Genomic DNA, 19,627 nt, shown 5'->3' with positions numbered 1-19,627 from the left:
GGCGCCCAAGCACGCTCCGTGGCTGGACCGGTCGGCGCTCACAGTGCCGTGAGCTGTCCGGTCTCCGGCTTCTGCTGGGGGAGCAGGGCCTGCTCCGCCGCCACCCTCGCCGACTCCAGGGCCAGTACCGCCGCCACCGGGTGCTCGCCCTCCTGCTCGGGGACCGGCGTTGCCGGGGTCACGGTCACCCGGGTCAGCAGGACCACGCCCCAGGAGGCGAGGCCCGCGCCCGCCAGTGCGAGCAGGATGCCCGCCGCACCCCCTTGCAGGCCCTGGCCCAGCAGCGTCAGGCCGATGACCGCCGCCGCCACCGGGTTGGACAGGGTGACCACCGCCAGCGGGGCGCCGAGGCCGCCTCGGTAGGCGGTCTGGGAGAGGAGCAGACCGCCCACCGCGAACGCGGCCACCAGGAGCGCCACCACGATCACCTGGAGGCTCAGTACCGGGCCCGAGCGATCCGTCGCCGCCACCGTCACCGTCTGGGTGAGGGCCGAGGCGACGCCCGAGGCGAAGCCGGACGCGGTCGCGTGCCGGAGGCCCGGGCGGGCGCCGGGGCGGGACAGGACGCCGATCAGGGCGGCGGTCGTACCGGCCACCGAGAGGGCTTCGGTGAGGCTCAGCACCTGATGCGGTGCGGGGCCGGAGGCCGTGACCAGCAGGGCGCCGAGGCCCAGCAGGGTCAGGGCCGTGCCCCGCCACTCCGTCGCGCTGACCCGGCGCCCGGCCACCCGCGCGCCCAGCGGTACGGCCGCGACCAAAGTGAGTGCGCCCAGCGGCTGTACGAGGGTGAGCGGGCCGTACTTGAGAGCTACGACATGGAGGAGCGCGGCGCCCGCGTTGAGGCCGACCGCCGTCCACCAGGCACCGGAGCCGAGCAGTCGTAGCAGACCCGCGCCGGAGGTCTTCGACGCGAGCCGTTCCTGGGCGACGGCGGCGGCCGCGTAGGCGACGGCCGAGACCAGGGAGAGGAGGACGGCGATCAGGGCCGCGGCGCTCATCGGCCCGCCCCCACCAGCACAGGCTGCTCGGACACGAGTTCGCGGGTGCCGCGCTCGGCGGTGGTGGCCGTGCGGTTCGGCGAGCGAAGGGAGGTGGGGGTCCCCCCGGACGAAGTCTGGGGGCGGATCAGAGCGAGGGCGGCGCCGAGCATCACGGTGGCGACGACCGAGTCCAGCCAGTAGTGGTTCGCGGTGCCCACGATCACGAGCAGGGTGATCGCCGGGTGCAGCAGCCACAGCCAGCGCCGGCGGGAGCGAGTGGCGACGATCAGGCCGATCGCCACCATCAGCGCCCAGCCGAAGTGCAGCGAGGGCATCGCCGCGAACTGGTTGGAGAGGTGGTCGCTGGAGGGCGGGCCGTAGACGGAGGGGCCGTACCGGCGCGCCGTGTCGACGAGGCCGGTCGCGGCCAGCATCCGCGGCGGCGCCAGCGGGAACGTGAAGGGCAGCACCAGGGCGGCTGCGGTGACCACGGCAAGGACCCGGCGGGCCCAGACGTAGTGCGCGGGCCGCCGCAGGTAGAGCCAGGCCAGAAAGGCCAGCGTGGCCGGGAAATGAACCGTCGCGTAGTAGGTGTTGGCCAGGTGGACGAGGGAGTCGCCGTGCAGCAGTGCGGACTGCACGTCGACCTCCGAGGGCAGTTGCAGCGTCCGTTCCAGGTCCCAGATCCGGTGGGCGTTGTGCAGGGCCTCGGCGGAATGGCCGGTGGCCAGCTGCCGCCCGAATTTGTAGACGAGGAAGAGTCCCGCGACGAGCAGGAGCTCACGGACGAGCGGCGGCCGGGCTATCGCCCCCGGCTCCGTTGCTGCCGGCTCGGACTGGGATCTCATCCCAGGCCCCCTCACTGAAACGGTGGTGCTGTGCCGAGTCCCGGGCGGTGGCCCGAACTCATCGATACGAAAGCGTACCGATACGCCACTGTACCGATACGGTCGAGTACCGGTACAGTGGCGTATCGATAGACGTGGGCCACACTGGTTGTAGCTTTCCGCTCCGGCCGAACGGCGGGAGGGGACCAGATGATCCGCAAGTGATGCGCGAGTGAGGAGAAGGGCACATGACGTCGCAGGCCGCGGACGGACCGGAGACGGTCGCCGCCTCGCGCCGCTCCAAGATCACGCCGGAGCGTGAGCGGGAGTTCTTCGACGCCGTGCTCGAACAGATCCGCGAGTGCGGCTACGACTCCGTGACCATGGAGGGGGTCGCCAGCAGCACCCGGTGCAGCAAGTCCACGCTCTACCGGCAGTGGAAGACCAAGCCGCAGTTCGTCGCGGCCGCGTTGCGGGCCAACCGGCGAGTGCGGTTCGCCGGCATCGACACCGGGTCCCTCGCGGAGGACCTGCGCGAGGTGGCGCGGGCCGCCGGGGACTGGTCGCGCAAGGACACCAAGCTGCTCTCGGCGCTGGGCCACGCGGTCCACTCGGACGTGGAACTGGCCACGGCGCTGCGCGAGGCGCTCGTCGAACCCGAGATCGCCGCGCTCCAGGAGATCCTGCGCCGCGGTGTCGAGCGGGGCGAGGTGCTGGAGGACCATCCCGCGCTGGACTATGTGCCCGCCATGATGTTCGGCGTCCTGCGGGTACGGCCCGTGCTCACCGGCGAGTACGCCGACGCCGACTATCTCGTCCGGTTCGTGGAGGCCGTGGCGCTGCCCGCACTCGGACTGACATAGGACCCAGGCCGCCGTCCACGGGATGACTGGACGGTGACCTGCTCGCGCCGCACCGTGGGGACGGGGGCGGCGCGCACCCCCCGGCCGGGTGGAGCTCCCCTTTGAGCGGAGGGGCGCCCCACCCGGCCGACTGACGTCCCGGTACCGGGGCGGCTCAGACGGTCTGGCCGTCGCCGCTGCCGGAGGACACCTTGATGCCCTTGGTGATGTCGTCGATCACCGACTGGCTCTGGCCGACGTCGACGCCGAACCGGACCACCACGATCTGCTGGGCGCTCGCGGGCGACGGGAAGGCCAGCGACTCGACATAGCCGTCGGCGCCCTTGCTGGTCACCGCCTTCCAGCGGACCAGATAGCCCTTCTGCCCGGCCGCGGTGACGGCCTTGGAGGCCAGCACCTCGTGCGAGGTGATCGCGCCGTAGCTCTTGCCTCCGTACGACTCCGTGGCGTTGGCCGAGATGTCCGCCTTGGCGACCTCCTCGGGGGTGCTGCCCTGGGTGCCCAGCACCAGCGCGGGCGCGGAATAGGCGCCGCCGGCGGTGCAGGTCTGGGAGGTGTCGCCGGGGCATTTGTAGGAGTTGTCGGAGGTGACCTGGCCGCCGACGTTGATCGCCTGCCCGGTCCAGCCCTTGGGCACCGGGATGCTGATGGCGTTGACGGAGTCCGACACCGTTCCGCCGCCCTGGACCTTCGGTGCCCCGGACTGGTTCGGTGACGGCGACGCGCCACCCGAGCCGCCGCCGGACCCCGAGCCGCCCGACCCGCCGAACGGGAAGCCCTGCCCGCCGCTCTGCCCCTCGGACCCGCCCTGGCCGAAACCGCCCTGACCGCCCGAGCCCTGCTGCGCGGCCTGTCCGCCGTTGTCACCGCCGTTGCCGGTGAGCGCCCAGGCGCCCACCCCGACGGCGGCGAGGACCGCCACGGCGACACCGACGGCCACGCCGGTGCGAAGGCCGCGCTTGCCGGTGGCCGGCGGTGCCGGATACCCCGGATGGGCCGGGTACGCCTGGTAGGCCGCGTCTGGCGGCGATGGCGTCGGGGGACCCCAGTCGGCACCCGCCCCGGCGGGCCGGGTCTGCTCCGTCCACGCCTTGCCGTCCCACCAGCGCTCAGTGGCCGGACCGTCACTTGTCTGCCCGGGGTCGGGGTACCACCCGGGGGGAGTCACCTGCGTCATGCCCCCACCGTATGAGGCGTCGGTGAAAGTCGGATGAGAGGATCTGGCGCCTTTCGGATGAGCCGATCCTGCACGCCTCACTCGATCCGCAGCCGCACCGGCGGGTTCGGAGCCGGTGGCGGCAGCCGCACACCGCCCCGACCCGGGGTCAGCGAGCCCAGCACGCTCGGGTGCCGGGCGCCGGTGGCGGCCGGGGCGGTGCCCGGAAGGCCGTGTGCGGTGAGGAAACCGAGCACCGCGAAGGCGTATGCCTCCTTCGCCGCCGAGGGGAGCCCCAGCTCGTCGGAGACGCGGACCGGGATCTCTGTAAGCAGACTGCGGAGCATCCTCATCAGCACCGGGTTGCGGGTGCCGCCGCCGGACGCGATGACCTCCGTGGCACCCGCTCCCCGCACGGAGTCCGCCACCGTCCGGGCCGTCAGCTCGGTGAGCGTCGCCAGCGCGTCCTCGGCCGACAGGCCCTCCGGCGCTCGCCAGTACCCGGCGTGGAACAGTTCCTTGCCGGTCGTCTTCGGCGCGGGCAGCGCGTAGTACGGATCCCCCAGCAACCGGTCCAGCAGTGGCCCGTACGGCCGGCCGCGCGCCGCCAGCGCCCCGTCCACGTCGTACGCCAGCCGGCCGCCGGTGAACTCCCGGGCCGCCGCGTCCATCAGCGCGCACCCGGGCCCGGTGTCGAAGGCCGTGCCGTCCGGCGCGGTGAGGTTGGCGATCCCCCCGATGTTCAGCGCCACCGGCGTGCCCGGCCGGCCGCACAGCCACAGCAGGTCGACCAGGCTCACCAGGGGAGCGCCCTGGCCCCCGGCGGCCACGTCCCGCGGCCGGAAGTCGGCGACCACCGGCAGCCCCGTCGCCTCCGCGATCCAGGCCGGCTGCCCGAGCTGCAGGGTCCCGTGCACCCGGCCGCCCTCCGCCCAGTGGAAGACCGTCTGCCCGTGCGACGCCACCAACTCGGCCCGTCCGCCGCACAGTTCACGGTCGGCCCGGACGGCCGCCGCCGCGAACGCCTGCCCGATCCGGGTGTCCAGCAGACACACCCGCGCCAGCGGTACGGCCGCCGGGGGCAGCGCTCTCGCCAGGGCCTCGCGCAGCTCGTCGTCGTACGGCGTGCTCACCATCCCCAGCGGTTTCAGCAGCAGCGTGTCGCCGGCCAGGCGCAGCTCGGCGGCCGCCGCGTCGACCGCGTCGTGCGACGTCCCGGACATCAGACCGATCACCAGCACTGCTCAACCCGCCTTCGTCTCCCGGGACTTCATCAGCGCGAGCACACTGACCGCGCAGGTCGCCGCCACGTAGTAGCCGGGAACGTCCAGGTTCCCGGTGCGCTTCACCGCTTCCGTGATGATGAGCCCGGCACAGCCCGAGAACACGGCATTGGACAGGGCGTAGGCGAGTCCCAGGCCAGTGCAGCGGGCGCGCGCCGGGAACATCTCGGCCAGCAGTGCGGGCCCCGGCCCGGCCATCAGCCCCACCACCGCGCCCGCGCCGCACAGGGCCGCGCCCTTCACACCAAAGGACATCCCGTCGTCCTGGAGCAGGTGGAGCAGCGGCAGGGCCAGCACCACCACGAGACCGGCGCCCGTCAGCATCACCGGCCGCCGCCCGATCCGGTCGCTGAGCAGCCCCGCCGGGAGGATCGCCGCCGCGAAACCCAGGTTCGCCAGCGCGGTCGCCAGGAGTGCCGCACGGAAGCCGGTGTGCAGCGCGGTCTGGAGGTACGACGGCAGCACGACCAGGAAGGTGTACCCGGCCGCCGACCAGCCCATCACCCGCCCGGCGGCCAGCGCGATCGCCCCGGCCGACACCCGCACCGCCCGCACGTCCGGCTCCCGGAACTCCGGTGTCTCGTCCAGCCCCACCCGCAGCCACAGCGCGAGCGCACCCAGGGGCAACGCAAGCAGGAACGGCAACCGCCAGCCCCACGAGCCGAGCTGGCCCTCCGCCAGCACGGAGGCGAGCCCCGCCGCCACGCCCGCCCCGCCCAGCAGTCCCAACGCCACGGTGAACGACTGCCACGCCCCGTACAGCCCCCGCCGCCCCGGCGGCGCGAACTCGGTCAGCATCGCCACCGCGCCACCGAACTCCCCGCCCGCCGACAGTCCCTGAACGGCCCTCAGCAATGTCAGCAGCCAGGGCGCGAGCGCACCGGCCTGCGCATACGTCGGCAGCAGGCCGATGAGTGCCGTGGCACTCGTCATCAGCGCGACCACGAGAATCAGCACCGGCCGCCGTCCGAGCCGGTCGGCCAGCCGGCCGAACAGGGCCGCGCCCAGCGGACGGAAGAAGAACGCCAGCCCGAACGAGGCGTAGGTGCGCACCAGCCCCTCGGCCGCGCTGCCGCCCGCCGGGGTGAAGAACCGCTCGGCGACGACCGTCGCGAAATAGCCGTAGACGCCGAACTCGTACCACTCGATGAGGTTGCCCACCGAGCCCGCGGCCAGAGCCCGCAGGGGCCGGTTCCGCTCCCGTACTGCCCGATCTTCGAAAATCAGCTTCATTTCCACGCCCGTTGACGGTCCGTTCGCTCCACAGCGGCAGGTCGGGGCCGTCCGGCGTCGCCCGGACGCACCCGCTTTCATCCGTCACGGCAACAGCTGCCCGGACCCGCCTCCGGACAGCCAACAGGACGACTACGCTCGTGGTCTGTACGTCGTTCGGGCGACTTGGGGAGGTAACGGGATGACGGAGGACCAGCCCTCCGGGGGCGCCTCTGCTCCCCTCTGGGAGCGCGAGGCGGAGATCGCCGCCATCACCGAGGCACTCGACGTCCTGTGCGCCGACCGGACCAGCTCCGGGAGCCTGCTGGTCCTGTGCGGCGAGGCGGGAATCGGCAAGACCGCGCTGCTGGCCGAAACCCGCCGTATCGCCGAGCGCCGCGGCTGCACCGTCTGGTCCACCCGCGGCGGCGAGACCCTGCGCAGCGTTCCCTTCAACGTGGTACGGCAGTTGCTCCAGCCCGCCCTGGTCTCCCTGCTGCCCGACGAGGCCCGCGAGTACCTCGGCGACTGGTACGACATCGCCGGCCCCGCCCTCGGGATAACGGACCCCGGTGAGCGCCAGGCCGACCCGCAGGGCGTCTGCGACGGGCTGGTCGCCGCCGTCCGCCGGCTGGCCAGACGCGACTGGCCGCTGGTGCTGCTGATCGACGACGCGCACTGGGCCGATCAGGAGACCCTGGCCTGGCTCGCCGCCTTCGTGGAGCGTCTCGACGACCTGTCCGTCCTCGTCCTGGTCGCCCGCCGCCCCGGCGAGGTCGGTGGCGACAGCGCCCGCTATCTCGACGCCGTGGCCGACGCGGCCGCGAACCCCGTCCACAATCTGAGCGCCCTCACCCCGGACGCCACCGCCGGGCTCACCGTCGCCACCCTCGGCGCGCACGCCGACGGCCCGTTCTGCCGCGAGGTCTGGGCCGTCACCGGCGGCAACCCCTACGAGACCGTCGAACTCCTCGCCAAGGTCCAGGACAGCGAGGTCGAGCCCGTCGAGGCCCGGGCCGGCGAACTGCGCGCGCTCAACCGGTCGGCCCGCGGCGGCGGACTCGTCACCCGCCTCGAAGGCCTCGGTATCGACGCCACCCGCTTCGCCTGGGCCGCCGCCATTCTCGGCACCGGCATCTCCGTCGAACTGGTCGCCCAGCTCGCCACCATGACCGTGGAGAACGCCGGGCGCTGCGCCGGACTGCTGCGCAGCGCCCGTATCCTCACCGAGCCCGACCCGGCGGGTTCCCGGTCGCACACCGGTGACCTGGAGTTCGTCCACCCGCTGATCGCCAGCGCCGTCTACAACTCCATCCCGCCGGCGATGTGCACCGCCATGCACGGCATCGCCGCGCAGATCGTCATCGACGACGGCCGGGGCATCGCCGAGGCCTCCCGCCATCTGCTGAAGGTGCATCCGGACGACGACGAGGAACTCGTCCAGCAGTTGCGGGACGCGGCCAAGGAACACCTCGCCGTGGGCGCCCCGGACGCCGCCCGCCGCTGCCTCGAACGCGCCCTGCTGGAACCGCCCGTACCCGAGGTCCACGCGCGCGTGCTCTACGAACTGGGCTGCGCCACCCTGCTCACCAAGCCCGCCATCACCATCGGCCATCTGCGGAGCGCGCTCGGCATGCCCGGCCTCGGCGGCGCCGAACGCGTCGACGCCGTCTTCCGCCTCTCCCAGGCCCTCCTCCACAACGACCAACTGGAGGAAGCCGTCCGCACGGTCGAGGCGGAGGCCGCCCGGCACGAGGAGGGCCCCGCCAAGCTCCGGCTCCAGGGCGTCCAGTTCATGTGGGAGGGCATCGCCGGCGAGGCCGTCTCGCCGCGCCGCTCCGAACGCCTCGGCGCGCTCACCGACACCTGCACCGGCCGGGACAACTCCGAGCGCGCCCTGCTGATGCTGCGCGGCTTCGACCTCCTCACACAGGGGGAGAACGCCGAAGAGGTCGTCGAACTCTGCGACCGCGCCCTCGTCAACGGCCGGCTGGCCCCCGGACTCGGCTGGACCGACACCGAGTGGGGCATCGAGCTTCTGCTGATGCTCGCCAGCGCCTATGTGTACACCGACCGCCTCGACCGTGCGGAGAGCCTCTACAACGAGGCCTTGCGCGCCTATGAGTCCTCCGGCTGGAGCGGCGGCCACCTGGCCCTCGCCCATGCCTACGTGGGCCTCGGGCACCGCAGGCGCGGCCGGCTCCGGGACGCGGAGATCTCCCTGCGGGAGTCCTTGCGGATCGCCGAGCGGGTCGGCCGCGGGCTGCCCCTGTACTGGACCGCCACCTGCAACCTGGTCGACACACTGCTCGCCCGCGGCCATGTCCAGCAGGCCTGGGAGACGGCCGAGCAGTACGGTTTCGCACCGCCGTACCCCTCCACGATCGTGATGCCGGACCCGCGGTCCGTACGCGGCCGGCTGCTGCTCGCCGTCGGCCGTACGAAGGAGGCCGTCAACGAACTGGAGGCGGCCGAGAAGGCGGCCGCAGCGCGCGGCCACTTCAACCCGGTGGTGGTGCCCTGGGCGCTCGACCTCGCCCGGGCCCTCGCCGGCGAGGACCCGGCGCGGGCTGCGCAGCTGGCGGTGGACGCGCGGCGGCAGGCCGAGCGGTTCGGGACGGACACGGCGATAGGAGAGGCATTGCGGTGCGCCGCCGCGCTGGAGACCGGTCAGCGGCAGGTGCGGCTGGCCTCGCAGGCGGTCGCTTATCTGGAGGCGTCGCCGTGTCAGTACGAGCACGCGGCGGCCCGGGTGGAGTACGGGATTGCCGCGCGGTCGGCGGCCGAGCTGACTCGGGGGCTGGCTCTGGCTCGCTCGTGTGGGGCGGACGGGTTGGCCGCTCAGGCGCGGGAGGTGCTGGACACGGGGAGGGGGCTGCGGTGACCCGTGCGGGCGGTCTGTGGCTGACCGTGACCGCGCTCCTGAAGGGGCGCTACAGCGCCAGGAGTTGATCGGTCACCGCGGCGAGGCGTTTTTGTACGTCCCTGTCGTAGGTCGCCTCGTGGGCCCTCGCCGGGCTCGTCCCGTCGAAGTAGCCGCCCGTTCCCAGGTCCTGGGTGGCCAGGGCCAGTACTCCCGGGGCGCCGTCGGCCACCGTGTTCCACGGGGCCACCCCGCCCTCCCGGACCATCGCCGTGTCCATGAAGGTCGCCGGGTGCACCACATTCACGGACACTCCGGTGCCCACCAGTTCCTCCGCCAGGGTGAACGTGTGGGCCGCCAGGGCGAACTTGGCCCGGCAGTACGCCGCGAAGCCCTGGTAGCCGCGGGTGAACTCGGGGTCGTCGAAGTCCAGCGGCTCCTGGCCGGCCGAGCCGACGTCGACGATCCGGGCCGGGGTGCCGGCGCGCAGGACCGGCAGCAGGGCGCGGGTCAGGGTCACCGGGGCCAGGTAGTTGACGGCCAGGCGCAGTTCGTGGCCGTCCGCGCTCAGTTCGCGCCCCGCGCCGGGCGCACCGGCACCGACGCCCGCGTTGTTGATCAGTACGTCCAGGTCGGGACGCGCGTCGGCGACCCGCGCGCCCAGCTCGCGGACCTGCGCCAGCGAGGCCAGGTCCGCGACGAAGCCCTCCGCGTCGCCCTCGGTGCGCAGCTCTTGGACCAGCGCCTCGGTACGGCCCGGATCGCGGCCGTGCGCGAGAACGGTATGCCCGGAGCGGACCAGTTCGAAGGCGAGATACCGGCCGAGCCCGGAGGTGGCACCGGTGATCAGAACAGTGGACATGCTTCCAGCGTAGGCACGGGTCGTCCGCGCATGCTTGCTACTCCTGAGGCTACGACTGCGAGGGTCACCCTTCTTCCTCCGCCAGCACCCGCTGGGCCGTCGCGAACGCCGTGTTCGCCGCCGGAACCCCGCAGTACACCGCGGTCTGCAGCAGGACCGCGCCGATCTCCTCCGGTGTGAGCCCGTTGCGCCGGGCGGCCCGCACATGCATGGCCAGTTCGTCGTAGTGGCCGTGCGCCACCAGCGCGGTGAGGGTGATCATGCTGCGTTCGCGGCGGGAGAGCGTGGGGTCGGTCCAGATCTCTCCCCATGCGTAGCGTGAGATGAAGTCCTGGAAGCGGGCCGTGAAGGGCGTCTGGCGGGCCTGTGCCCGGTCGACGTGCGCGTCGCCCAGAACCTCCCGGCGCACCGCCATGCCGCGCTTGGCGCCTCCGTCGAGGTGGGCGCGGAGCGCGGTGAGGACGGCCTCGGGACACTGCGCGGGCGCCAGGTGCGAGGCGCGGGGCAGCTCGACCAGCGTGGACGCCGGTACCGCGTCCGCGATCTCCCGCAGATGCGGCGGCGGGGTCGCCGGGTCCTGACGGCCCGCGATCAGCAGGGTGCGTACGGCGACCTCGCCGAGCCGGTCGCGCAGGTCGAAGGCGGCCAGTGCGTCGCAGCAGGCGGCGTACGCCTCCGGGTCCACCGTCCGCTGGTCCTCGACGAGCCGCGGCACGGTGAAGCCGGGCGTGAACCAGCGGGTGGCCGCGTTCTCCGCGAGCCACTCCACGCCCTCCCGGCGCACCCGCCCGGCCCGCTCCTCCCACGGCCTGGAGCCGTTGAAGTGGGCCGAGGAGCAGATCACGGCCAGGCTCTCCAGCCGGTCCGGACGGTGGACGGCCAGGTGCAGCCCCACCGCGCCGCCCAGCGACACCCCCGCGTACGCGAACCGCTCGACGCCGAGCGAGTCGGCGAGCGCGAGCACCAGGTCGGCGAGGTCGCCGACGGTCGCCCCCGCCCTGATCAGATCCGGCGCCGAACCGCCGTGCCCCGGCAGGTCCCAGCGCACCACCCGGTGGTCGATCGACAGCTCGGGCGCCACCGCGTCCCACAGCGCGTACGAGGTGCCGAGCGACGGCCCGAGCAGCAGTGGGGGAGCGGAAGCGGGCCCCTCGGCACGGTGATTGAGGAGGTTCTCGGTCAACGTCGCTCCAGTGCACGGTCGGTGAGGGCGCCGGCGCAGCCGGTGTAGTGGGCGGGGTCGGTCGGGTCGTCGAGATCGACGTCCTTCAACTCGGGTACCTCGGCGAGGAGTTCACCCAGCGTGCGCTGCTCGGTGTGGGTACGGCGGGCGAGCTCGGTGAGCAGTTCCTTCGCGCGGTCCCGGCCGAGCAGGGGGGCCAGTTCGGCGGAGAGCCGTTCGGAGACGATCAGACCACGGGAGAGGCCCAGGTTCCGGCGCATCGCCTCCGGACGCACCCGCAGCCCCTCCGTCAGCTCTGCCGCGTCCCGGGCCGCGCCCCCGACGGCGCGCAGCAGATCCCGCAACGGCTCCCACTCGGCGTGCCAGGCACCGGCCGGCCGCTCGTCCTCCGCGACCAGGGAGCCGTACAGGACGGCCGCGAGCTGCGGGGCCCGCCGGGCGGCGGCCGCGACGAGCGTGGACCGCACGGGGTTCGCCTTGTGCGGCATCGCCGACGAACCGCCCCCGCTGCCCTCGGAGAGCTCACCGATCTCGGTACGGGACAGGGTCAGCACATCCACGGCGACCTTGCCCAGCGCCCCGGCCGTGAAGGCGAGGCATCCGGCGAGATCGGCGATGGGCGTGCGCAGGGTGTGCCACGGCAAGGCCGGGGCGGCGAGGCGGAGTTCACGTGCGTACGCCTCCGGCAGCTCTTCGACATGTTCCGCGCCGTACGCCCCGAAGGCCGCCAACGTACCCGCCGCGCCGCCGAGTTGCGCGGGCAGCGACTCCAGGACCCTGGCCATGCGGTCACGGGCGTCGAGGACCAGAGAACGCCAGCCGGCCGCCTTCAGTCCGAAGGTCGTCGGTACGGCGTGCTGGGTGAGCGTGCGGCCCGGCATCGGCGTGTCACGGTGCTCGGCGGCCAGCCGGGCCAGCGCCTGTTCGGTGCGCCCGAGGTCGGCGAGCACGAGGTCCAGGGTGCGGGCGGCGACCAGCATCGTCGCCGTGTCCATGATGTCCTGGCTGGTGGCTCCCCGGTGCACATACGGCCCGTACTCCGCGCCGACCGCCTTCACCAGATCGGCGACCAGCGGGATGACCGGGTTGCCGCCGGCGCGGGCGCGCTCCGCGAGGGCGCCGACGTCGAAGCGGCCCGGTTCGGCGGCCTCGGTCACGGCCGCCGCGGCCTCGGCCGGGGCCAGCCCCAGAGCGGCCTGGGCGCGGGTGAGGGCCGCCTCCGCGTCGAGGAGCGCCCGCAGCCAGGCGCCGTCTCCGGTCGCGGACGCGGCGGCGGAACCGGCCCACCCGGGACCGAGCAACCCGGCGTCACCGCCGCCGTAGTTCACTGACGTCACTGGAACTCCAGGAAGACCGTTTCGCCCTCGCCTTGAAGGCGGATGTCGAAACGGTAGGTCCCCCGGCCCTCGTCGGCGGCGATCAGCGTGTCGCGCCGCTCGCCCACCCGGGTGAGCAGTGGGTCGGCGGCGAGCACCGCGTCGTCGCCCGGCAGATAGGTCCGGGTGAACAGGTGCATCAGCAGCCCCCGCGCGAACACGCACACGCTGATGTAGGGCGCGCTGTCGCCGCGGGCGCCCGGCCGCAGCGTCCGCGCGTACCAGTGCCCGTCGGCGTCCGTCTGGATCCGGCCCCAGCCGGTGAACTCCACGCCGTTGCGGCCGAGGCAGGCACCGGTCGCCGGGTCGCGGCGGAGCGAACCGTCGGTCGTGGACACGTTCCCGTCCGGGTCGGCGCCCCACAGCTCCACGAAGGCGTCCGGCAGCGGGTGGCCCTCGCCGTCCAGGATGTACCCGTGGACCGTGATCGTGTCCGGGTGGCCGAGGGGCGCGATCTCCTCGCCCCCGCGGAACGGCAGCGCGTAGCCGTAGAACGGGCCGACCGTGTGCGACGGGGTGGGCAGCACGCGCTCCGGGCTGCTCGTGTCGAACTTCGTCATGGCAGCTCAGCGTCCTTCTTCGAGCCAGGTGGCGTGGGGGCCGTCCAGCACTATGTCCCAGTGGTAGCCCATCGAGAACTCCGGCACGGACAGGCTGTGGTCATAGGTCGCGACCAGGCGCTGCCGGGCCGCGTCGTCCGTCACCGACTGGATGATCGGGTCGTACGGGAACAGCGGGTCGCTCGGGAAGTACATCTGCGTCACGAGCCGCTGGGTGAACGCCGTACCGAACATCGAGAAGTGGATGTGCGCCGGACGCCACGCGTTGAGGTGGTTGCGCCAGGGGTAGGGGCCCGGCTGGACGGTGGTGAAACGATAGCCGCCGTCGGCGTCGGTGATCGTACGGCCGACACCCGTGAAGTTCGGGTCCAGCGGGGCGTCGTGCTGCTCGCGCTGGTGGGCGTAGCGGCCCGCCGAGTTGGCCTGCCAGATCTCGATCAGCTGCCCGCGGATCGGCCGGCCGTCCCGGTCGAGGAGCCGCCCGGAGACGGTGATGCGCTCACCGATCGGCTCACCGGTGTGCTGCCGGGTCAGATCGTTGTCGATCTCGGTGATGTCCCGCTCCCCGAAGGCGGGCGAGTGCAACTCCACCAGCTCCGGATCCTTGCTGGTGTCGATGGGGACCAGGGGTTGTCTGGGGTGCCGGAGGATGGAGGAGCGGTAGGGGGCGTAGTCCCGGCGGGGCTGGTGCTCGACGGGGGCGCCTTCGGAGACGCGCTTCTCATAAGCGGCGTGTTCGGCGGCGATTTCGACGTCGATGTCAGCTTGGGTGAGAGACATTGAAAGTCCTAGTTGTAAGCGCCCGACAGGGGCGCGGGGCCGTATCGATATGCGGCTCCGCCGCGTGGGCGCGACCAGCCACGACGCACCCGCAGGTGCTGGACTGGCCGTTTACCGCTCAAGAACCAGCGCGAGCCCTTGACCGACGCCGATGCACAACGTGGCAACACCGCTGCCGCTGCCTCGACGCGCCAGCTGATGCGCCACCGTCCCCGCAAGCCGCGCCCCCGACGCACCCAGCGGATGCCCCAACGCGATGGCACCGCCCTGCGGATTGAGAATGGCCGGATCGAGCTCGGGCCACTCGGCGACACAACCGAGCACCTGCGCCGCGAAGGCCTCGTTCAGCTCAAGAACCGACAGGTCGTCAAACCCCTTGCCGGCCTTGCGCAGGGCACGCCGCACCGCTTCCACCGGCGCGAGCCCGAAGTAGTCCGGGTCGATCGCCGAGACGCCGGACGCGCTGACCCGGGCCAGCGGCTCCCGCCCGACCGCCTTGAGCCCCTCCTCGTCGGTGAGCAGCAGCGCCGCCGCACCGTCGTTGAGCGGCGACGCGTTGCCCGCGGTCACCGTCCCGCCGTCCGTGCGGAAGGACGGCTTGAGCTTGGCCATCGCGGCGAGGGAGGCATCCGGCCGTACGCACTCGTCCGCGCCGAGGACCACCGGCTCACCCTTGCGCTGCGGGATCGACACCGGGGCCAACTCGGCGTCGAACAGCCCCTGTTGCTGGGCCTTGACGGCCTTCTGGTGGGAGGCGAGGGCGAACTCGTCCTGCTGCTCACGGCTGATCTTGTGCTTGTCGGCGATGAGTTCCGCGCTCTCACCGAGCGGGATGGTCCACTGCGGGGCCATCCTGGGGTTGACCATGCGCCAGCCGAGTGTGGTCGAGTACAACTCGGTATGGCCTGCCGGGAAGGGCCGGTCGTTCTTGGGCAGCACGTACGGCGCGCGGGTCATCGACTCCACGCCGCCCGCCACGGCGATGGACGCATCACCGACCGCGATCGCACGGGCCGCCTGGATGACCGCCTCCAGGCCGGACGCGCACAGCCGGTTGACGGTGACGCCCGGCACGCTGGTCGGCAGGCCGGCCAGCAGTGCGGCCATCCGGCCCACGTTGCGGTTCTCCTCGCCGGCGCCGTTGGCGTTGCCGAAGTAGACGTCCTCGATCCGGGCCGGGTCCAGCCCGGGGGTGCGGGCGAGCAGTTCACGGATGGCGTGGGCGGCCAGATCGTCCGGGCGCACGCCCGCGAGACCGCCGTTGTAGCGGCCGATCGGCGTCCGCACCGCGTCGACGATGTACACGGTGTTCACAGCAGACCCTCCGGGACAGTGAGTTTCGCGTCGGTCTTGGCGGCGATCTCCTCGACACCGACCCCGGGCGCGGTCTCGACGAGGACGAGTCCGTCGTCCGTGACGTCCAGGACGCCCAGGTCGGTGATGATCCGGTCGACGCATGCCTTGCCGGTCAGGGGCAGCGCGCACGCGGTGAGGATCTTCGGTGAGCCGTCCTTCGCGGTGTGCGTCATCACCACGATGACCGTGCGGGCGCCGTGCACCAGGTCCATGGCCCCGCCGATCCCGGTGATCAGCTTGCCGGGGATCGCCCAGTTCGCCAGGTCCCCGCTCGCGGAGACCTGCATCGCGCCGAGCACCGCGACATCGATGTGCCCGCCGCGGATCATGGAGAACGACAGCGCCGAGTCGAAGAAGGAGGCTCCCGGCAGGACCGTCACCGTCTCCTTGCCCGCGTTGATCAGATCCGGGTCCACGGCGTCCGCGGTCGGGTACGGGCCGGTGCCCAGGATGCCGTTCTCCGACTCCAGGACCACCTCCACCCCCGCGGGCAGATAGTTCGGGATCAGCGTGGGCAGGCCGATACCCAGATTGACGTACTGGCCGTCCCTCAGTTCGCGGGCCGCCCGCGCGGCCATCTCCTGGCGCGTCCAGGCCATCAGCTGCTCACCGTCCGCTGCTCGATCTTCTTGTCCGCCGCCTGCTCGGGGGTCAGGGCCACCACCCGCTGCACGAAGATCCCCGGCAGATGCACCGCGTCCGGATCGATCCCGCCGGGCTCCACCAGCTCCTCCACCTCCGCGATCGTGACCTTGCCGGCCATCGCGGCAAGCGGGTTGAAGTTCCGGGTGGACTTGTTGAAGACCAGGTTCCCGTGCCGGTCCCCCTTCGCGGCGCGCACCAGCGCGAAGTCCGTACGGATCCCGCGCTCCAGGACGTACTCGGTGCCGTCGAAGTCCCGGACCTCCTTCGCCGGCGAGGCCAGCGCGACGCCTCCGGTGCCGTCGTAGCGCCAGGGCAGCCCACCGTCCGCGACCTGCGTGCCCACCCCGGCCGGGGTGTAGAAGGCGGGTATCCCGGCGCCGCCCGCGCGCAGCCGCTCGGCGAGGGTGCCCTGCGGGATCAGCTCCACCTCCAGCTCACCGGCCAGATACTGACGCGCGAACTCCTTGTTCGCCCCGATGTACGAGCCGGTGACCCGGGCGATCCGCCCGGCCGCCAGCAGCACCGCGAGCCCCGTGTCCATCGCCCCGCAGTTGTTCGACACCACCGACAGCCCGCCGACCCCGCGTTCGTACAACGCCTCGATCAGCACGTTCGGAACACCGCTCAGCCCGAAACCGCCCACCGCCAGCGACGCGCCCTCCGGCACATCGGCCACCGCCTCCCCGGCCGTGGCGACCACCTTGTCCATCCGTGAAGCCCCATCTCTTCCTGGCGCCCGGGTGACGCGCTCCGCGTCTGATCAATCGAAGAATTAATCAGGGCACTGAGTAATCCAGCGAGACAGCTGTCACGCTGCCACCGACGTCGCCACCCGTCAAGACCTCGCGTGATGGCAGACGAGTGTGCAGACGTGATGGGTGACTGCGAGTATCGTTCAGTGCACCAACGAATTCGGACCACAGGAGCGCATATGGCCGCGGTGGACCTCACCACCCACCCCGGGCACCTGGCCCGGCGGCTTCAGCAGGCCCACTACCTGCTGTGGAACACGATGGTCTCGGAGGAGATCACCTCGCCGCAGTTCGCCGTCCTGAACGCGCTCGTCTCCGAGCCGGGACTGGACCAGCGCACGGTGGGGGAGCGGGTGGGTCTGGACCGGTCGACCATCGCCGAGGTCATCAGCCGGCTCGGCCGGCGCGGACTCCTCGACAAGGTGCGCGACCCGCGGGACGGCCGCCGCTTCCTGCTGCGCCTCACCGACGACGGGCTGCGCACCCATCGCAAACTCACCGTGCGCACCGCCCGGATGAACCAGGTCTTCCTGGCCCCGCTCTCGGCGGAGGAGCAGACGCAGTTCTTCGATCTGATCCGCCGGGTCTCGGACGCGGCGGAGGGGCTGCGCAATCCGACCGGGCCCCTCGTCCCGCAGGCCTAAGCCTGCGAGAACACCACCCACACCGGCCCGTCGGCGAACTCCACCGGAGTGCCGTCCGCCCCCGTGTACGACGTACCGTCCGTGGCCTCCTGCCGCGTCCACGTGGCCTCGAACGACCGCCCGTCCCGCAGCACTTCGGCCTTCCCCGACCCCACCGTCTCCGTGAACGGCGTGTAGTTGCCGAGCACGTCGTGATATCTGGACGTGCGCACACGCACGTGCTGCACCACGACCGTTGCGGCCGCCACCCGCTTCCCGGCCGTCGTCCGGGACGGGGTGCCGTCCATCGACACCAGCCAGCGCTCGCGGTCGGCGGACCAGGTGAAGGTGAAGCGGGCCACCGGATACCGCACGGTGCGCGTGGCGGTGACCGCGCCACCGGCCGGCGCCGGGCCGTAGCGGAAGCCGGTGGTGAGCGCCGCCCTGCCGGGCACCCCGTCCATCAGCTTGGCCGGGCGGAGATACAGGTTGTGCGGGGCCGGCTTGTCGCTGCCCCGGTAGTAGGCGCCGGACGCCGCATCAGGTGTCTCCGGCCGCAGCGGTGCCTGGTCGATCAGCGGGAGCAGCTTGTGCTGGGCGCCGGAGAAGGCGAGTGTCGGCCGGTCGAACTGGCGCAGCAGTTCCAGGTCGGACTCGCGGGCGCTGCGGACCGGGCCGATGACCGCGGGGAGCTTGGTGGCGTACACCGCCATCAGCCGGCTGAGCCCGCCCTCCACCTGCTCCGCGTACACCACGTCAGCCGAGTCCAGCCCTGTCTGGGGGCGGGCCGCGGCGACGTTGTCGATCTTCACGGCGAGTACGGAGCCGGTGCCGGCGGTGTGCTGCCCGTCCGGTGCCTGGCTGCCGTGCGGCGCGCGGCCGTCCTCCGACGGGCCGTGCCGGGTGCAGCCGGCCATGAGGGAGGCCGTCATCACGGCCGCGGCCAGCGTCGCCGTCAGCGCGGTCCGGCGCGTCGGCGCCCTGTGTCGTATGCCCACCGTTGTCACCCCGTTCGTCCCCTTGATTGTGTGCTCATCTACTCATCGGTGGCCATACCTGGTCGATTCCAGTCGCGCTCCGAACACCCCTGATCTGGTACACGGGGTGACCCGCGCCGTGGGACGGGGCGGTTCAGGCGGGCGCGCCTCGGGTACCCGTGCCCGATCCTCGTATCGAGGAGCCCACGGACGCCGTCATCCGCATCACCTCGACCGGCCTGTGCGGCTCGGACCTGCATCCGTACGAGGTGCTCACCCCCTTCATGACGCCGGGCGACATCCTCGGCCACGAACCGATGGGTATCTTCGAGGAGACCGGCGCCGGGGTGCCGAACCTGCGGCCGGGCGACCGGGTCGTGGTGCCGTTCCAGATCGCCTGCGGGCACTGCTTCATGTGCTCGGCGGGTCTGATGACCCAGTGCGAGACCACCCAGGTCACCGGCGAGGGCATGGGCGCCGCCCTCTTCGGGTACACCCGGCTCTACGGCTGGGTGCCCGGCGCCCAGGCCGAGTACCTGCGCGTGCCGCAGGCCCACTACGCCCCCCTCAAGGTGCCCGAGGGACCGCCCGACGACCGTTTCGTCTACCTCTCGGACGTGCTGCCCACCGCCTGGCAGGCCGTCGAGTACGCCGCCGTCCCACCCGGCGGCACTCTCGCTGTCCTCGGTCTCGGGCCGATCGGCGACATGGCCTGCCGTATCGCCAAGGCGCGCGGGGCGGAGCGGGTGTTCGGCGTCGACCTGGTGCCCGAGCGGCTCGCACGGGCCGGTGCCCGGGGCGTCGAGACATACGACCTGCGGGCGTTCGACCACGAGAAGATGCTGGTGCATGCCATCCGCGTCGAGACCGGCGGCCGCGGCCCGGACGCCGTGATCGACGCCGTCGGCACCGAGGCGCACGGCTGCGCCGCCGCCAAGCTGGCCCAGACCGCCACCGGACTGCTGCCCCGCAAGATCGCCGAACCCCTCGCGGAACGCTTCTCCGTCGACCGGCTCGGCGCCCTCTACATGGCGATCGACCTGGTCCGCCGCGGCGGCACGATCTCGCTGAGCGGAGTCTACGGCGGTATGGCCGACCCGATACCCATGCTCACCCTGTTCGACAAAGGGGTCGAGTTACGCATGGGCCAGGCCAACGTCCGCCGCTGGACCGACCAGATCATGCCCTACCTCAGGGACCAGGACCCGCTAGGCGCCGAGGACTTCGCCACCCACCGGCTGCCGCTGTCCGAGGCACCGCAGGCCTACGACATGTTCCAGCACAAGCACGACGGCGCGGTCAAGATCCTCATGAAACCCTGAGGCGGGG

Annotated in this window: 18 protein-coding genes; 4 read left to right on the top strand and 14 right to left on the bottom strand. The window is 72.4% G+C overall.

What is annotated here, in order from left to right; all coding sequences use genetic code 11:
* Positions 1-38: 38 nt before the first annotated feature.
* On the bottom strand, positions 39-998 hold the full coding sequence (locus ABZ396_RS29640) for a hypothetical protein (RefSeq protein ID WP_358917609.1): 960 nt from the start codon (positions 996-998) through the stop codon (positions 39-41).
* Entirely contained in the window at positions 995-1,828 is an 834-nt protein-coding gene (locus ABZ396_RS29635; RefSeq protein ID WP_358917607.1) for a phosphatase PAP2 family protein, read from the bottom strand. The genes ABZ396_RS29640 and ABZ396_RS29635 overlap by 4 nt, the downstream gene beginning before the upstream one ends.
* A 227-nt stretch (positions 1,829-2,055) precedes the next feature.
* Here ABZ396_RS29635 and ABZ396_RS29630 point away from each other — a divergent pair, with 227 nt between their 5' ends.
* Positions 2,056-2,670 carry a TetR/AcrR family transcriptional regulator C-terminal ligand-binding domain-containing protein gene (locus ABZ396_RS29630; RefSeq protein ID WP_358917605.1) on the top strand — a complete coding sequence of 205 codons (615 nt, stop codon included), beginning with the start codon at positions 2,056-2,058 and terminating at the stop codon, positions 2,668-2,670.
* Positions 2,671-2,824: 154 nt separating this feature from the next.
* Here ABZ396_RS29630 and ABZ396_RS29625 read toward each other — a convergent pair whose 3' ends face one another.
* The 3 genes from ABZ396_RS29625 to ABZ396_RS29615 all read right to left on the bottom strand — a co-directional run bounded on the left by ABZ396_RS29625 (position 2,825) and on the right by ABZ396_RS29615 (position 6,342).
* Complete coding sequence (locus ABZ396_RS29625) at positions 2,825-3,847, bottom strand: DUF2510 domain-containing protein (protein WP_358917603.1); 1,023 nt, start codon at positions 3,845-3,847, stop codon at positions 2,825-2,827.
* A gap of 77 nt (positions 3,848-3,924) precedes the next feature.
* Positions 3,925-5,067 (bottom strand): anhydro-N-acetylmuramic acid kinase, encoded by a 1,143-nt coding sequence (locus ABZ396_RS29620; RefSeq protein WP_358917601.1) that lies wholly within the window; start codon positions 5,065-5,067, stop codon positions 3,925-3,927.
* A 3-nt stretch (positions 5,068-5,070) separates the two neighbouring features.
* Entirely contained in the window at positions 5,071-6,342 is a 1,272-nt protein-coding gene (locus ABZ396_RS29615) for an MFS transporter (protein WP_358917599.1), read from the bottom strand.
* A 181-nt stretch (positions 6,343-6,523) separates the two neighbouring features.
* Between ABZ396_RS29615 and ABZ396_RS29610 the strand changes: the two genes are divergently transcribed.
* The gene (locus ABZ396_RS29610; RefSeq protein ID WP_358917597.1) at positions 6,524-9,205 is read left to right on the top strand and encodes an AAA family ATPase; all 2,682 of its coding nucleotides are present in this window, start codon (positions 6,524-6,526) and stop codon (positions 9,203-9,205) included.
* 49 nt (positions 9,206-9,254) lie between these two features.
* Here ABZ396_RS29610 and ABZ396_RS29605 read toward each other — a convergent pair whose 3' ends face one another.
* The 8 genes from ABZ396_RS29605 to ABZ396_RS29570 form a co-directional block, all read right to left on the bottom strand.
* Positions 9,255-10,046: an SDR family NAD(P)-dependent oxidoreductase gene (locus ABZ396_RS29605; RefSeq protein ID WP_358917595.1), complete on the bottom strand. Its 792-nt coding sequence runs from the start codon at positions 10,044-10,046 to the stop codon at positions 9,255-9,257.
* 64 nt (positions 10,047-10,110) lie between these two features.
* Positions 10,111-11,229, bottom strand: a complete 1,119-nt coding sequence (pcaD, locus tag ABZ396_RS29600; RefSeq protein ID WP_358917593.1) for a 3-oxoadipate enol-lactonase — start codon at positions 11,227-11,229, stop codon at positions 10,111-10,113.
* Positions 11,226-12,557: a 3-carboxy-cis,cis-muconate cycloisomerase gene (gene pcaB, locus ABZ396_RS29595; RefSeq protein WP_358917678.1), complete on the bottom strand. Its 1,332-nt coding sequence runs from the start codon at positions 12,555-12,557 to the stop codon at positions 11,226-11,228. Before pcaB ends, pcaD begins: the two co-directional genes overlap by 4 nt.
* Before the next feature lie 5 nt (positions 12,558-12,562).
* Positions 12,563-13,165, bottom strand: coding sequence for a protocatechuate 3,4-dioxygenase subunit alpha (gene pcaG, locus ABZ396_RS29590; protein WP_358917591.1), 603 nt, complete (start codon positions 13,163-13,165; stop codon positions 12,563-12,565).
* Between the two features lie 6 nt (positions 13,166-13,171).
* Positions 13,172-13,945 (bottom strand): protocatechuate 3,4-dioxygenase subunit beta, encoded by a 774-nt coding sequence (gene pcaH / locus ABZ396_RS29585; RefSeq protein WP_358917590.1) that lies wholly within the window; start codon positions 13,943-13,945, stop codon positions 13,172-13,174.
* A gap of 111 nt (positions 13,946-14,056) precedes the next feature.
* Complete coding sequence (locus ABZ396_RS29580) at positions 14,057-15,259, bottom strand: thiolase family protein (protein WP_358917588.1); 1,203 nt, start codon at positions 15,257-15,259, stop codon at positions 14,057-14,059.
* A complete protein-coding gene (locus ABZ396_RS29575) occupies positions 15,256-15,900 on the bottom strand; it encodes a CoA transferase subunit B (protein ID WP_358917586.1) in 645 nt (214 codons plus the stop codon). The genes ABZ396_RS29580 and ABZ396_RS29575 overlap by 4 nt, the downstream gene beginning before the upstream one ends.
* Positions 15,900-16,655, bottom strand: coding sequence for a CoA transferase subunit A (locus ABZ396_RS29570; RefSeq protein WP_358917584.1), 756 nt, complete (start codon positions 16,653-16,655; stop codon positions 15,900-15,902). The genes ABZ396_RS29575 and ABZ396_RS29570 overlap by 1 nt, the downstream gene beginning before the upstream one ends.
* Before the next feature lie 222 nt (positions 16,656-16,877).
* On the opposite strand from ABZ396_RS29570, the gene ABZ396_RS29565 reads away from it, so the two are divergent.
* The gene (locus ABZ396_RS29565; RefSeq protein ID WP_358917582.1) at positions 16,878-17,342 is read left to right on the top strand and encodes a MarR family transcriptional regulator; all 465 of its coding nucleotides are present in this window, start codon (positions 16,878-16,880) and stop codon (positions 17,340-17,342) included.
* On the opposite strand, the gene ABZ396_RS29560 is transcribed toward ABZ396_RS29565, so the two are convergent.
* Positions 17,339-18,253, bottom strand: a complete 915-nt coding sequence (locus ABZ396_RS29560) for a DUF3048 domain-containing protein (protein ID WP_358917676.1) — start codon at positions 18,251-18,253, stop codon at positions 17,339-17,341. The two genes, ABZ396_RS29565 and ABZ396_RS29560, sit on opposite strands and share 4 nt — an antisense overlap.
* 224 nt (positions 18,254-18,477) lie before the next feature.
* On the opposite strand from ABZ396_RS29560, the gene ABZ396_RS29555 reads away from it, so the two are divergent.
* Positions 18,478-19,620 carry an alcohol dehydrogenase catalytic domain-containing protein gene (locus ABZ396_RS29555; RefSeq protein ID WP_358917580.1) on the top strand — a complete coding sequence of 381 codons (1,143 nt, stop codon included), beginning with the start codon at positions 18,478-18,480 and terminating at the stop codon, positions 19,618-19,620.
* Positions 19,621-19,627: the final 7 nt, after the last annotated feature.

This window comes from Streptomyces sp. NPDC005866, from assembly GCF_040629895.1.
GTDB lineage: Bacteria > Actinomycetota > Actinomycetes > Streptomycetales > Streptomycetaceae > Streptomyces.
The sequence above is the reverse complement of the archived record's forward strand: the minus strand, read 5'-3'. Positions and strand labels throughout refer to the sequence as shown.

Excerpts from the sequence above, each read along its gene's own strand:
- ABZ396_RS29625 (WP_358917603.1), bottom strand. The coding sequence starts at position 3,847 with ATGACGCAGGTGACTCCCCCCGGGTGGTACCCCGACCCCGGGCAGACA.
- ABZ396_RS29615 (WP_358917599.1), bottom strand. The coding sequence starts at position 6,342 with ATGAAGCTGATTTTCGAAGATCGGGCAGTACGGGAGCGGAACCGGCCC.
- ABZ396_RS29635 (WP_358917607.1), bottom strand. The coding sequence starts at position 1,828 with ATGAGATCCCAGTCCGAGCCGGCAGCAACGGAGCCGGGGGCGATAGCC.
- ABZ396_RS29570 (WP_358917584.1), bottom strand. The coding sequence starts at position 16,655 with ATGGACAAGGTGGTCGCCACGGCCGGGGAGGCGGTGGCCGATGTGCCG.
- pcaH (WP_358917590.1), bottom strand. The coding sequence starts at position 13,945 with ATGTCTCTCACCCAAGCTGACATCGACGTCGAAATCGCCGCCGAACAC.
- ABZ396_RS29640 (WP_358917609.1), bottom strand. The coding sequence starts at position 998 with ATGAGCGCCGCGGCCCTGATCGCCGTCCTCCTCTCCCTGGTCTCGGCC.
- ABZ396_RS29565 (WP_358917582.1), top strand. The coding sequence starts at position 16,878 with ATGGCCGCGGTGGACCTCACCACCCACCCCGGGCACCTGGCCCGGCGG.
- pcaG (WP_358917591.1), bottom strand. The coding sequence starts at position 13,165 with ATGACGAAGTTCGACACGAGCAGCCCGGAGCGCGTGCTGCCCACCCCG.
- ABZ396_RS29560 (WP_358917676.1), bottom strand. The coding sequence starts at position 18,253 with ATGACGGCCTCCCTCATGGCCGGCTGCACCCGGCACGGCCCGTCGGAG.
- ABZ396_RS29605 (WP_358917595.1), bottom strand. The coding sequence starts at position 10,046 with ATGTCCACTGTTCTGATCACCGGTGCCACCTCCGGGCTCGGCCGGTAT.
- ABZ396_RS29630 (WP_358917605.1), top strand. The coding sequence starts at position 2,056 with ATGACGTCGCAGGCCGCGGACGGACCGGAGACGGTCGCCGCCTCGCGC.
- ABZ396_RS29610 (WP_358917597.1), top strand. The coding sequence starts at position 6,524 with ATGACGGAGGACCAGCCCTCCGGGGGCGCCTCTGCTCCCCTCTGGGAG.
- ABZ396_RS29575 (WP_358917586.1), bottom strand. The coding sequence starts at position 15,900 with ATGGCCTGGACGCGCCAGGAGATGGCCGCGCGGGCGGCCCGCGAACTG.